The sequence below is a fragment of the Flavivirga eckloniae genome (assembly GCF_002886045.1).
Taxonomy (GTDB): domain Bacteria; phylum Bacteroidota; class Bacteroidia; order Flavobacteriales; family Flavobacteriaceae; genus Flavivirga; species Flavivirga eckloniae.
Genome location: NZ_CP025791.1, coordinates 4,390,185 through 4,404,762, shown reverse-complemented (window position 1 = coordinate 4,404,762; position 14,578 = coordinate 4,390,185). Strand labels below are relative to the sequence as shown.

9 protein-coding genes are annotated in these 14,578 nt (G+C 36.3%); 1 reads left to right on the top strand and 8 read right to left on the bottom strand.

Annotation, left to right across the window (positions count from 1 at the left end; genetic code table 11):
* Nucleotides 1–17 precede the first annotated feature (17 nt).
* The 8 genes from C1H87_RS18225 to galB all read right to left on the bottom strand — a co-directional run bounded on the left by C1H87_RS18225 (nt 18) and on the right by galB (nt 13,288).
* Nucleotides 18–1,199, bottom strand: coding sequence for a DUF6786 family protein (locus C1H87_RS18225; protein WP_158655270.1), 1,182 nt, complete (start codon nt 1,197–1,199; stop codon nt 18–20).
* Nucleotides 1,200–1,278: 79 nt separating this feature from the next.
* Entirely contained in the window at nt 1,279–2,829 is a 1,551-nt protein-coding gene (locus C1H87_RS18220) for a sulfatase-like hydrolase/transferase (protein WP_102757189.1), read from the bottom strand.
* A gap of 13 nt (nt 2,830–2,842) precedes the next feature.
* Entirely contained in the window at nt 2,843–4,420 is a 1,578-nt protein-coding gene (locus C1H87_RS18215; RefSeq protein WP_102757188.1) for an alpha-L-fucosidase, read from the bottom strand.
* Between the two features lie 16 nt (nt 4,421–4,436).
* Entirely contained in the window at nt 4,437–5,843 is a 1,407-nt protein-coding gene (locus C1H87_RS18210; protein WP_102757187.1) for a glycoside hydrolase family 28 protein, read from the bottom strand.
* A gap of 4 nt (nt 5,844–5,847) precedes the next feature.
* Complete coding sequence (locus tag C1H87_RS18205) at nt 5,848–7,689, bottom strand: sulfatase family protein (RefSeq protein ID WP_102757186.1); 1,842 nt, start codon at nt 7,687–7,689, stop codon at nt 5,848–5,850.
* A gap of 4 nt (nt 7,690–7,693) precedes the next feature.
* Entirely contained in the window at nt 7,694–9,091 is a 1,398-nt protein-coding gene (locus C1H87_RS18200) for a glycoside hydrolase family 28 protein (protein ID WP_102757185.1), read from the bottom strand.
* A 30-nt stretch (nt 9,092–9,121) separates the two neighbouring features.
* A complete protein-coding gene (locus tag C1H87_RS18195) occupies nt 9,122–10,786 on the bottom strand; it encodes a sulfatase-like hydrolase/transferase (protein WP_102757184.1) in 1,665 nt (554 codons plus the stop codon).
* 12 nt (nt 10,787–10,798) lie between these two features.
* Complete coding sequence (gene galB / locus C1H87_RS18190; RefSeq protein ID WP_102758320.1) at nt 10,799–13,288, bottom strand: beta-galactosidase GalB; 2,490 nt, start codon at nt 13,286–13,288, stop codon at nt 10,799–10,801.
* Nucleotides 13,289–13,711: 423 nt separating this feature from the next.
* Here galB and kduI point away from each other — a divergent pair, with 423 nt between their 5' ends.
* Complete coding sequence (kduI, locus tag C1H87_RS18185; protein WP_102757183.1) at nt 13,712–14,554, top strand: 5-dehydro-4-deoxy-D-glucuronate isomerase; 843 nt, start codon at nt 13,712–13,714, stop codon at nt 14,552–14,554.
* Nucleotides 14,555–14,578 lie beyond the last annotated feature (24 nt).

Sequence of the window (14,578 nt, the reverse complement as noted above, 5' to 3'; positions counted from 1 at the left end):
TTAATACCTTAATTTATCTACTCTAAAACACATGCTTTTAAGCTTATTCCTAATAATTTTTCCGATAGTTTATTGAGTTCATCCTCTTCTCCCGAAAAATGATATACGCTATGGTAATGTTCTATAGACCTATTAGGGGGTAATTCTACAAATGCCGAAGTGGATTCTAACTCAAAAAAAGTAGCTTCATTTGCCTCTGTATAATCCATATTCCCATTATTGTAAATTGGAATTATTTCACCTTCATAAGGATTCTCCTGTACACTAACTTCAGAGTTTGAATACATTACTTCTTCCGTTTTCCTGTACTGTACAATGGTTAACCTATTCTTATCTTTTGAATAGCAACCATAAACACTAGGCGCAATTGTATGAGGGATCCCTATTTTACTTCTATACTTCCCATCTGCCTTAAAGAGTATTGTATTATTTTTTAACTGAAGTCTGTTGGAATCCAGTGGTCCTAAATATTGATATATACTATCTAATGAAGTCTTTTCCCTTACTGGTATGATAACTACAGATTTATCGGTGCCTTCAAACATCCCTGCGCTCCATATAGAGATTAGCCCGGTTTCTTTTTTCCATATATTATCCCCTTTATTTTCTACACTATGGGAACTCTGGTAGGCCACGTAGTCAAGTTTTTCATCAAAAGTTATATTGAGGTTGCTTTCTACTTCTTCCTTTTCCAAAAGCATGACTTTTCTCAACATTTCAAGTTTAAACTCGGTTCCTATAAAGTTTGTAAGCGTCATCTCCTTAGACATTATCACTTCTTTTAAAACAACCTTTTTTAGTTTATAGGGCTCCGAACTTAAGCTTGGAGGCACCAGCCAATTAGCTTCATTCAAGGGTTTTATTTGCTGGAAGTAAAATGAATGCTGGCTTCCCAGAGGACCAACCCAAACCCGATCTTCTCCTCCTATACCTGCAACATCTAAATCTTCTCCCTGAAATGCCGATGTATTTAACCAACCATTACCCATGCCATTTTTTCCACCATAAGTGGTGGTTAAAACCTTGCCTTGAATTTCTGGAGCAATAGCGATTCTTCCTTTCCCATTATCGGAAAGCAATTCTATAATTTTTGTTTTTTTTGCAATAAGTTCAACATCCTCCATGTACGTTCGTGCTTTCGTGTTACTGCTGCAACCAGAAATGATTAGTAAACCAATAATGCACCTAATAAATTTCATTTTAATACTTTAATTATTGACAATAAACTTTTAATTCATGTCCTTCTTAATTATCCTAATATTTGTTTATAAATCATCTTTAATAATAAAAACTCCAGAAATCGTATTTTTCTCCTTTGATGTTTTCTTTTTTATCGCCTAGCTCTAATGCTTTTGCTTTCATTTCCTTTTGCATGCTTAAGAGTAGCTCCTTGTTTTCTAGAAAGAAAGAGATATCTTGAGTTTCCCAAGGATCGTTTTTTATATTGAAAAGCTGCGTGACTCTGGATCCTCTAATTTGTTCTCCATATTTCCAGTGTAAATCGTTTGCTCTTACGTATTCGATAAGTTTATAATCTCCTTTTCGATAGGCTCTTTGAAATTGCTTATAAGCATGATAGGTTGTACTCCTTACTTCATCTGTCATATGCTCAATAACGGGCAGCAAACTTTTTCCGTTTACCGAATGCGGTGCCTCAACATGAGCCAACTCACAAACTGTTGGAAAAATATCATGAATATAGCTTAACGCATTAATCTTTCTTCCTTTGTCCTTAATCAAGTTACCCGAAAGCATGAACGGTACATGAATACCGTCTTCATCGTAAATATTTTGCTTTCCTAGTAAACCATGGTTCCCAACGGCTAAACCGCTATCTCCTGCAAAAACAATTAAGGTATTTTTATAAGCACCACTGTCCTTTAGCGCTTTTATTATTTTTCCTATCTGGTCATCTAAGTGCGTGATGATTGCATAATAATCGGCTAAATGTTGTTTAGCCACGCCCTTGGTTCTAGGCCACGGTCCCAGTCTCTCATCCCTTAAGTACATGTGTCCATTATCGAAAGGGTGTTGTGCCATGTATGATGGTGGTAGGGTTATGTTTTCTGGTGTGTAGATATCCCGATATTGTTTTGGAGCCTGCCTCGGGTCGTGAGGGGCATGAAAGGCGACATACATAAAAAACGGTTTCTTCTTTTTCGCGTTCTTTAAATATTGTACGGCTTCATGTGCAAAAACCTCCGATGTATGAGGGCCATCTTGTTCTGTTCCAAATGGTCCTTTCTTATCTGCCTTGGTTATTGCTCTTCTTACTTCCTTCCCTTTATCATCATAGCTCAGTAAATAGGCATCTTCTTTCTTAAAAGCACCTGCTTTATCCCAATCGTGATAAGGCATTCTAAAATGATCTGTTAAGTACACACTGCGCCCCATGATCTTTTGCCCCGAATCGAAAGAACGTACTAACGATTTATTATCGTTGTGCCACTTTCCTATAATGTGGGTATTATACCCTGCTTTTTTAAAAGTCTCTCCAATAGTTATGTGTTCATCGGGAATGCTATGTCCTTGTCCTTCCAGACTAAACAAATGCCTCCCAGAATGTAGCATAGCTCGACTTGGAATACAAGTAGCTCCAGAAAATGCTCCCATTAAATAAGTATTCGTAAAAGCAATCCCATCGTTTACCAAAGCATCCATATTTGGTGTTTTTACCTCCATACCTCCTAGGGCATGAACTCCTGAAAAACGGTGGTCATCGGTATAAATAACGAGAACATTAGGCCGTTCTTTTTTCTTCTGGGCCAAACTGTTCCCCGAAGCCAAAAGAATGGCCGTTACAATAATTATTTTTGATAAAACATGCATTAAATTCACAAGTTTAATCTTCGTGAGCGGCGGTATCTCCACCTATATCATTCTCTTTATAACCTTCTATTTGAACTTTAAACACGTAAGCTTCTTTGTTTTCAAGGTTTTTTGGTGTTTTTATAACCAAACCTCGATCACCTCTTGTCCATTCAATCTTCTCATCACTACCCAAAAGTTTAATCGTTTCTATTTTAGAATTAAGGATGCCTAATGCCGTACTTAAGGATTTAATGACTATCTCGCCCTCTGGCTTATCTAGAACAATGGCAAAAAATTCTTTTTCAGATTTTTTAGTGAACCGAATATCCTTATTCGTGTATTCAATTTTATGTTTTTCAACTTTATGCCCTCCTTCGGCCAATCTGGTTGGTCCTTCACCAAAAACGGTCCAAGGTCTTGTTCCATAAATAGCCTCACCATTAACGTCTAACCAAGCTCCAATATCTACTAACAGATCTTTCATTTCCTGCGGAATTGAACCGTCCGGATTTGGAGGAACATTTAAGAGCATAGAACCATTTTTACTAACAATATCTACCAATATATCTACAATATCGTTGGATGTTTTAAATATTGCGCCCGGTCTGTAAAACCATGCACCTGGCGATGTATCTGTTAACCAAAGTTGCTCCTTAGGTTGGTTTGGTCGTCCTCTTTCATAGTCTCTAACGGCTACCTTTTCGGGAAATGTGGTTTCCTTATAGCAAACTACAACGTCTTTTCCCCATTCGAGTCCTTTATTGTAATAATAGGCTAAAAATTTCTGACGTGATTCTTCTGTCATATTTTCCAACCACCAATCGAACCAAATAACATCTGGTTGGTACACATCAATAAACTCTTTTAATTTTGCCCACCACTGGTCATAGAAGTCTTTATCGGGCTCGGTAGAATCTAAATCGTGTGGATTGGTATATAAATCATAATCACTTTTATCTACACCTCCATATTTATGGGCTGGAGCAAAATACTTCCAGGTGAAGGCATGATGAAACGACCCCAGAAATTTCATTCCTCTTTCTTCTATTTCTTTTTTAAGCTCTGCAGATGGGTCTATACCTCCATAATTCATAGAGTTCCATCGGGTGGCTTTGCTATTCCACATCGCAAAGTTATCGTGGTGCATTGCTACAGGACCGGCAAATTTTGCACCGGACTTTTTAAATAACTCAGCCCATTCCTTGGCATTAAATTTTGTAGGCTTAAATTGTTCTATAATATGCTTATAGCCGAATTCTGCAGGGTCTCCATATTTTTCTTTATGGTGTAAAAAATTACTTGTTGGTTTTCCATTTTTTGTTTCTACTTTGGTACCATCCTCATACATCTTCATACCGTGCCATCCTGCATAGTACTTTTCGGGATCTGTTCCTTCAAAAGCTCCAGATACTGGTCCCCAATGCGCATAAATACCAAACTTAGCATCTTGAAACCAATCAGGTGTTGGGTTTACTTTTTCCAGTGATTTCCAATCTGCTTCAAAAGCTACCGAAGCTTCGCTTTTCTCTACTTTATCATTAACTGGCTTTTCCTTACAACTTAAAAACAAGACCAATAAAAAAAGGGAGGCTGTTTTAATTCTTCTCATAATATACTTTTATTTGTTATTTAATATTTTGATTATCGACATCGTTTAACACCATTTCTTCTCTGGTGTCTTTAGATAAAAGGTTAAATGTTACTTTGCTTAATTCGAGATTTTCAATGTGTCTTCCATATAAACCATAGGCTGGTAAAACTTTAAAGAAACTAAACTCGGGATAGGCAGTTTCTTGTTCTTCTACTTCTTTAAGAATTAGGTTTTCTTCACTTCCTGGAAGCGTGATTGAAATATTTTCTAATAATACAGAACTTATTTTATGATTTGGGGTACCGGTAATGAAAATCCCTGAGGGCGATGACACTCTTGAGTTTTCCAAACTTCTGGTTGTAGCATTAATGTTCTTAATTACAATGTTGTCAATACTTCCTACTTCTTGTTTTTCTGCATTTCTGTAAGTGCGTAGTCGCTCCCCAAGTCTAATAAAAATTGGCATGTCCACATTGTCCATATCAATACTATCAATAGTAACATCGTACATCTTGGCACCATCTACACTCAATAGTTTAATACCGCCGCCGCGGGTATCATAAATTTTGCAGTTACTAATTTTTATATTGAAAAAGTCTCCCATAGACTCGGTTCCAAACTTTATGGCGCCCCAATCGCTTTTTAGTTTACAATCCTTTACGGCAACATTATGGGTTGGTAATGGGCTTGTAGATTTTATACAAACTGCATCATCTTCTGTATTGATGTCGCAGTTTTTAATAGTTATATTATGGCTAGAATCCAGATCGATACCATCGTTGTTTTTATTGGCATGATTGTATATAGAAATAGCGTCCACTATTATATCTTTTGATTGATAAAAATGACATGCCCATGCGGCGGCTTGTCTTAAATTAACATCTTTCAATGTGATTTGGGAAGATTCTACAAATCGTAATAAAAATGGACGGTTAGTTCCAAAGCCTTTTCTCTCATTTGAAGGCAATTTAATTTCTTCCATTTTTAAACTCAGGTTCTTTGCCAGAAAGGCTTCCCCATTTCCATCGATTATGCCCTTTCCTATTATGGCTATATTTTTTGCATTTTTAGAACCTATAAGACAATTTCCTCGTGTTTGTCCGGTAGCATCAACAAAGGCATCAATACTTTTATAGTCTTGCGGGTTTGAGCTTCCTACCAGTTTTGAATTTTCATCAATGCGTAGCGTAACACTATCTTTTAAAATAATGGTTCCTGTTATATAAACGCCATCTGTCACGACCACTTCACCGCCTCCTTTTTCCGAACAGGCATCGATAGCTTTTTGAATCGCCTCTGTATTTACTGTTAAACTATCTCCTACTGCTCCAAAATCCTGAATCTTAAACTCGCGGGTTTCTTTATTACAGTTAAATAACAGTGTTGCAATGATTGCGCTTATAAATAGCTTATTTAGTTTTATTTTAAATGTCTTCTGCATGGGGTTATTGGGTTAAATATTTTAAACGTTCTTGTACCAGTTTGTTACTTTTAACGGCCTCTTGAATATGATTTAATTGTATATTGAATGAATAGGTATTATAAAAATCCCTCATAAGCACTATAGCATTCAATATTTGTAATGCTTCTATGGCATGGTTAGATTGGTATAGGGCTTGACACATTATCGTTTCGGGGTTCTTATGCCCTATAATGGCCAAGTACTCTGCCGCTCTAACTTTATTGATCAACTCTAAATCATTCTCGCTTATGTCTTCGATTATGGGACGTAATTTTTCAATCGATTTTCCAAAACCACTACATACAGTAAGCGCCCAATATCTTTCCCAAGGGTCGTTGGATTTTAAATGCTTTTTAACTTTTGGAGTGGCACTCTCAACGGTCTCGAACGACAAATTCGCAATCTTTAAATACCGCTCTATGTCTTTTTTATGCTGCCTGCCAAATGCAATGGGATCGTTTTTAGCATGCTGCAATAAATAAAACTCGGGGTAAAATGATAAATCCGACATTGACGTTAATCTCGATTTCATGTCCATTCTCATAGACCTTAAAATCGTTTTAAAATTAGGATCTTTAGATAAATCCTTGGTTTCGAAAGGATCCTGATTAACGTCATACAGTTCTTCTGGCTGTTTAGGCTCGAAAAATTGCGATTGTACTTTAGTCAATTGCCCGCTTTCATACAACGTTTGCCATTCGGCATAGGCTAATTGTTTATACCTATAAGCATTCATTAATCCGTTAACATGGAATGGCTGAAAGTTTCTTATGTATTTATATGTACCTTTTCGAAGGCTTCTTACCATATCGTACTTCTCATCAAATCTATCGGCATACCCCAACGTTCCCTCATGTTCTTTGCTTACCTTATTTTTAGCATGTTTACCCATAAAGGGTTCACCGTCCATAAACTTAGGAATATCAATACCTGCCAAACTTAAAACGGTTGCTCCAAAATCTACAAAACTCACAAAGCGATCGGTTTTCGATCCGGGTTTGAAGTTAGAAAGTTCCTGGTATTTTGATGGTACTTGAACAACCAAGGGTACATGCAATCCTGTTTCTTTTAAATACCCTTTACTATCTGGTAATACGCCGCCGTGATCTGAGAAGTAAAAAATTATGGTATCTTCTAAAAGTCCGTCTTTCTTTAATGCTTCAATGACCACCCCTACCTCTTTATCCATAGCCTGAATCTTGTCTCGATAAAGCAGGTTAGAATACTTAAAAGTTTCAGTTTGCGGATGATTGGGTTGCACAAAAACAAGGCTTCCTTGAACTTTTAAGCGTTCAATATCGATGTCTTCTTTTGAAAAATGAAGCCTTCCTTCATGTGTGGTATGCATGTTATGTACATGAAAAAATGGCTGTCCGACATTCCTGTTTCTCCAAGAGGCTTTTTTTGAAGATGCATCCCAAACTGAATCGGACTTAATAATATTATAATCTTCCTTGGAATTATTCGTGGTATAATATCCCGCACGCCGAAGAAATGCTGGGAACATTTCGAAGCCTTCGGGCAGTTGTATTTTTCCCTCTGCTCTGTGATAATGTGAAGCCAGTCTGGGACCATAAACAGACGTTATTAATGTTGATCTGGCTGCGCTGCATACAGGTGCATTCGAAAAGGCGCGATTAAATTGAATTCCTTTTTTTGCCAAGCTTTCAATATGAGGGGTTTCAACGCCATTTGGGTCAAATAGCTTTAAATAATGTTTTGAGTTATCTTCTGATGTTATCCAAACAATATTAGGACGTTGCCCTTCAATTGTAAGAACCGTCAGCAAAAAACCAAACACCAATACATTCAACCTTTTAACCATGGAGTTATCGTTTAATCAAATCGTTTTCTGAAATAATTTTTCTGTTACTATAAACCGAGTTTATATAAGCGTTTTTTACATCGTCAAATACAATTGGAGGTCTTTCATCTTTTTCAACCGTATTAATCTGAACATTACTAATCAATAATCCATTTATATGTCTCGCATAAATACCATAGGCTGGTAATGTGCCTACTAAATGAAATTCTGGCCACCAACCACTAAGTGTTTCCAGAGTGTATTCCTTTATCTCGTCTTTGTTAGCATCTTTGGCTGTACCTCCTCCAGACACCGTAAATTGTATATTAGACAACTGAATATCGGTTATATCATGCTCTGGCATTCCTGTAATAAAAATGGCTGAATTCTTATCCGCTTTTGAATTGTCTACTACCATACCATTAAAAATAAAATCGTGCATCGCTTTCATGGGATACATCTCTTCCGGTGCATCAACACAGGCTTTTTGCTGCGCAAACGTCATAAAAATAGGTCTTGGCACATTATTCATCACCAAATTTGAAAAGGTCATGTTTTTCATTTCGCCGCCTTCATTCAGCTGAATCTTTAAACCTGAATCCTGAATATCGTTAAATGTGCAGTTGCTCACTGTAACAGATTCTATATCGCCTCTGGATAACAAACCTATACGCATGCCCGCCCATTTACTTTTAAATGTGCAATTGGTTACTACTATATTTTTACTTGGAGTACTTATAAGCGATGCCTGAATACATATAGAGTCGTCGCTGGTATCAAATGAACTATTGGACACCCTAACATTCGTGCATCCATCAAAATCTAAACCATCTCCATTATGGTTTACACGGCTGTGAATCCTAATTCCATCTACTACAATTTCGTCACAGTATAGCCAGGCAGAGACCCAAGCCGCAGGATTTTTAATGGTTAGATTTTTTAAATGAATATCTTGGCAATTCATAAACCGCATCAACATTGGTCTACCTACTTTATTTGTAAAATTCTTTGGATGCCCATTACCATCAATAGTCCCATAGCCTTCCAAAGCAAAGGACTTAGCATTTTTAGCAAAGATTAAACAACGATCCATATGCGGCTCGTTTTTATACATATTCTTATGCGTGTCGGTGGTATAGTCTTCAATATCGGGGCTTCCCATTAAAACAGCTCCATTTTCAACATGAAGGGTTACAAAATCTTTTATATAAATGGTGCCTATAACGACTGTTTTCCCTGCTGGTATTAATACGGTACCGCCTCCATTGGTCGAACATGCATTTATTGCATCCTGAACTGCTTTCGTGTCTTTTGTAATACCATCGCCTTTTGCGCCAAACGCCATCACATTATACTCGGTAGCACTCATTTGTGAGCATACTCCCAATACAAAAAGAATAAATAAATTATAACAGTTCTTCATATGACGTCCCCCCTTAACGGTTAATTGCTGTTAATGACTTTTATAATTTGAGGTCGTTTCACTATCAAAGGTATATCTATACACTTTTGGAGCTTCTTTCCCTCTTGCTTTTCGAATCTTTACTTCCCAAACTTCTTTTAAATTCTCTAAAACACTTTGGAATTGATTGTCGTTAATTAAATTATTAAGCTCATTGGGGTCCTTTTTTAAATGATACAATTCTTCGTAAACCGGGGATTCTCCTTCTAAAGGAGATTCAACGAAATTCCTGTAATACGCTATATCTGTATCGTGAACGGCATACAACATTTTGTTTACATCCATGCCTAGCTCTTTGGCTATTTCTATTTTTTTTAAAGCTGATAGATTATCGTTCTTATAGTACCTTATATATTTCCATTCTTTATTTTGAATAGCCTCGCATCGCGGGTTTCCAAATTGTGTAGACCATAGGTTTTCTGTAAACAGATAATCCCTAACTTCGGTTTTATCCCCTTTAACCAACGACCAAATATCTTTTCCCTGAAAGGTTTTCGGAGCTTCTACACCTCCTATTTTTAGCATGGTTGGCGCTATATCGATAGATTGTACCAAGGCATCGGTTTTAATCCCTTTAAATTTTCGTTTAACCCTAGGATCTAATACAATAAGCGGAACATGCGTTGTTTTTTCATAGCAAAGTGCTTTTCCTCCTAGCCCTTGTTCTCCCATAAACAAACCATGGTCTGATGTAAAAATGATAACTGTATTTTTATCCAGTTTCAACGCCTTTAGTTTACTTCTTAAATTACCTACTAAATGATCTATTCCTGTCATAGCCTGTAATTGGCGTATATATCTTTCTTTTGTTTGTTCTGGAACATCTACATAATTATAGCCTGTCTGCCTATCCTCAGTTCTTAACAAATCTGCTGGCAACTTAGGTGTTTTTATATCTGCTTTGGCCACATAATTATCGGGTAACGGTATATTTAAATCGCGATAAAGTGTTTTGTAAATGGCATCATCATTGTCTTTTAACTTCATAGTACTTGTACTAGCACCATGTGGCAAGTTGAAGTTAATTGATAATAGGAAGGGTTTGCCTTCAGGCCTTTCATTTAAAAACTCTATGGCTCCTTTTAGCCTTCTTTCATTATTATCTATAAAGTCATTAATGCCTTCGTTAATAATTTCTGGTTGGGTATGTGCCGTGGCATCGTTAAAAATAGCATGCCTTTCTTTGGGATAAAAGCTTAAATGACCGTGACCGGCATACCAATAATCAAAGCTTTTTTCCATAAGTCCGCTTTGGTACCCTCCTTTGCCAATTGGCGCGTGATTTTTCCCAATCCACCCCGTGTAATACCCAGATTTCCGCATAACCACTGGATAAGATTGCTCCCAAGCTTCATTGGAAACACTGGTTCCTGAATTAAAATTAACACCATGTTTACGTTCAAACTGACTTAACAGAATAGAAATTCTGCTTGGTGTGCATATCGCACTTGTTATATGGGCATTAGTAAACAGGCTGCCTTCATTTGCAAGTTTGTCTATATGAGGTGTCTTTACAATGTCATTTCCCGTACATCCCATTAACCCGTACGATTGATCGTCTGTTAAAATGAAAATAATATTAGGGCGTTCTTGCCCAATCAATCCATTAATAATGAAAGAACATAAAAATGATAGTACAAGAACTTTATGTCTCATTTTAAAATTTTATTAATTCGTGCTAACCGTAATAGTTTCTGAAGCTAGCTCTTTAGAGGAAGCTGTAATTTTTATTTCCCCAGCTGTTTCAGTAGATTTTACAATAAACATACATAGCCCATTAAATGCTTTTCTGTTAGTTGCTTGAAAAGATGCTAACGATGTTTGGTCCCCATTACCAACAGCTGCTAAAACACCTGCTCCTTGAATATCGAAATTCACTAAATTGTCTGCAAGAGGGCAAATATTCCCATCTTTATCTTCGATCCTAACCGTTATAAAAGATAAATCATTACCGTCTGCATCAATTTCAGTTCTATCGGCTATTAATGTCACTTTTGCTGGAGCGCCAGCAGTTTTTATTTCTTTGGTAGCGACTTCTTTTCCACCTTTAAAGGCTACTACCTTTAATGCTCCTGGTTGGTATGGTACTTGCCAAGAAAGACGATACTTAGATTTATACATACCTTTTTCAAACTCATGATACTCTGCTGGAATTTCAGTAATATCTTTTCCTTTTACTTTTTTACCATAAGATTTACCATTTACAAATAATTCTACTTCTTCTGCATTGGTATAAGCAAATACAGGTATTTTTTCGCCCTCTTTACCTTCCCAATTCCAATGTGGCAACACATGTACCATAGGTTTTGTTGTCCACTGACTTTGGTATAAATAGTATCTATCTTTAGGGAATCCGCATAAATCAACGGGTCCAAAATACGATGAGCGCGATGGCCAATCATCATTCCAATACCCATTTGTTGAATTATCCCGACCACCATAAGGTGTTGGTTCTCCCAGATAATCGAAACCTGTCCATATAAATTCTCCTAAAGACCTTGGCTCTTTAGCCAATGCATCAAACTCTGCATCTGGCAAATAAGCCCAAGGCGGACCTACTATGGCATCGTAACTGGTAACGTGATTGGTTTCATGCTTTTCGGTGTATTCAATTGGTAAATGGTAAACACCACGACTACTGGTCATTGAAGATGTTTCCGACCCATAAACAATCATTTCCGGGTTATTATCTAAAATTTCTTTATAGTTTTCTGGCCAGTAGTTCATCCCTACTACATCTACATACTCTGCTAATTTGTTTTCAAAAGGAGCAGGAAAATAATTAAACCCTACAGTAGTGGGTCTCGTATTATCTTCATCGTGGCAAATATCATTTAAACGTTTAGTAATTTTCCATCCGTCTTTTTGCGACTGTTCTAAAATCTCATTACCAATGCTCCACATAATAACAGACGGGTGGTTACGATCCCGCTTAATCATATCTCGTAAATCTATTTCATGCCATTCATCAAAATGCTTATTGTAACCATTTTCTACTTTTCCTATTTTCCATTCATCAAAAGCTTCAACAATAACAACAATACCCAATTCATCACAAGCTTTCAATATTTCTGGGGAAGGTGGGTTATGACTTGTTCTCAATGCATTTACCCCCATACTCTGCATAATCTGCATCTGGCGTTGTTTTGCTCTAAAATTAATTGCACTCCCCAAAGGGCCTTGGTCATGGTGCATGCAAACACCATTTAGTTTTACTGCATTTCCATTTAGCAGAAACCCTTTTTCTCTATCAAATTCAATGGTTCTAATTCCAAAACTGGTTATATATCGATCTACAATGGTACCTTCTACAATTACGGTACTAGTAGCTTCATAAAGTACCGGATTTATAATATCCCATAGCTTCGGATTTTCTACATTTAAAGAGACATTGGCTACTGCTTCAGATTCTTTTTCAATTGAAACATTCGTTTTGGTTTCTGAAACTACCATCCCTTTATCATTCTTTATAATTGTATTAAGTATAGCTTCTGAATGACTTGAACTCCTGTTTTTAATTTTAGTTTCTATGGATACTTCTGCGCGCTCTTTGGAAACATTTGGTGTTGTTATGTAAGTTCCGTATTGCGGAATATGAATCGCATCATTAATCTTTAATCGAACATTTCTATAAATTCCAGCTCCTGGATACCAACGTGCCGATAAATGTTTAGTAACAAGTTTTACTGCAATGACATTTTCTTCGCCAAACTTAGCATAAGGTGTTAAGTCTAGTTCAAAACCAATATAACCATATGGTCTTTCTCCAACATACTCGCCATTTAACCAAACTTTAGCATTGGCCATGGCACCATCAAACTCAATAGACACCTGTTTGTTTGAATAAGAACGATCTAAATTAAAATGTTTTCTGTACCAAACCTCTCCGTCTATAGGCAACCCTCCTGTTCTTGCGTTATTAACATTGCTAAAAGGACCTTCGATGGCCCAATCGTGCGGCAAATCTAATTTTCGCCATTCTGTATCTTTAAAGTTAATAGCTTCGGCTCCTACAATGGTATCCTTTTTAAACAGCCAACCTTTATTAAAGTTTTGATCTTCTATTGAAGCAGATCTTTTTGAAGTTTCTTTACACGAAAGAATTGAGGTTATTGTTACTAATAAAACTATAGAACAAACCCATTTTATAATTTTCATATGTGTTAGTTTTAAACGAGGTAAATACATTTATCATAAATATAATTTATACGCAAACTCTGATAAAAAATAACAGATACAATTTTCCCGAAAAACACATTTGTTATGTAAAAAAAAACACTTGGTTTAATCCATAGGCTTAAATAGGGATAATTTTGGCGAAGCGGGGATGTGAGGTAAAATATTTTTTTAAGACTAAAAATTAAAATTATTGATTGATTATTATTAATTGGCTTAATAATTATGTCTTCAAAAAAATTTGGCTCCTGAAAAAAAATTAAGAACGGGTGAAATAGTTCTAAATACGTGTAAAAATAGACCATTCTTATAGATTTGGCCTATTGGAGTAATCTGCTAAATAAACAATATAGTATTTTAGTAAGGTTAAAATAAGTAACAAATTTTTAAACAAAAAAAACAGAAATGAACAACACTTATGAAGTTAGATACGCTTCAAGTCCTGAAGCAGTAAAACAATATGATACTGAGGCTTTACGTAAAGAGTTTTTAGTAGAAAATGTTATGACAAAAGATGCCCTAAAATGGGTTTATTCCCATTACGACAGATACATGATTAGCGGCGTTGTTCCTGTTACCAAATCTGTTGAACTTGTATCGGTAGATCCTTTAAAATCTGAAAACTTTTTAGATAGAAGAGAACTTGGTATTATAAATATTGGCGGTACTGGAACGGTAACAGCAGATGGAACGGAATATACCCTTGAGCATAAAGAGGCTCTTTATTTAGGCCAGGGTAATAAAAATGTAGTATTTTCTAGTAATTCGGGCGATAACCCTGCTCAGTTTTATTTAAACTCAACACCAGCCAACAAGGCTTTTCCTAACAAAAAAATTGGACTTAACGATGTTGAAGTTGTTGAATTAGGTTCTCCAGAAAAGGCTAACGCACGTACTCTAAAGAAATACATTGTAAATAGTATTGTTGATGTGTGTCAGTTACAAATGGGGATGACCTCTATAAAACAAGGAAGTGTTTGGAATACCATGCCTGCACATGTGCACGACAGAAGAATGGAAGTGTATTTTTATATTGAAGTACCGGAAGATCAAGCCGTATGTCATTTTATGGGACAACCTAATGAAACAAGACATATCTGGATGGCTAACAACCAAGCTGTAATTTCTCCGCCATGGTCTATTCACTCAGGATCTGGAACCAGTAACTATACATTTTTATGGGGAATGGCCGGCGAAAACTTAGATTATAGCGATATGGATATTTGTAAAATAAATGAATTGAGATAAAATAGTATCTCTTTAACCATCATA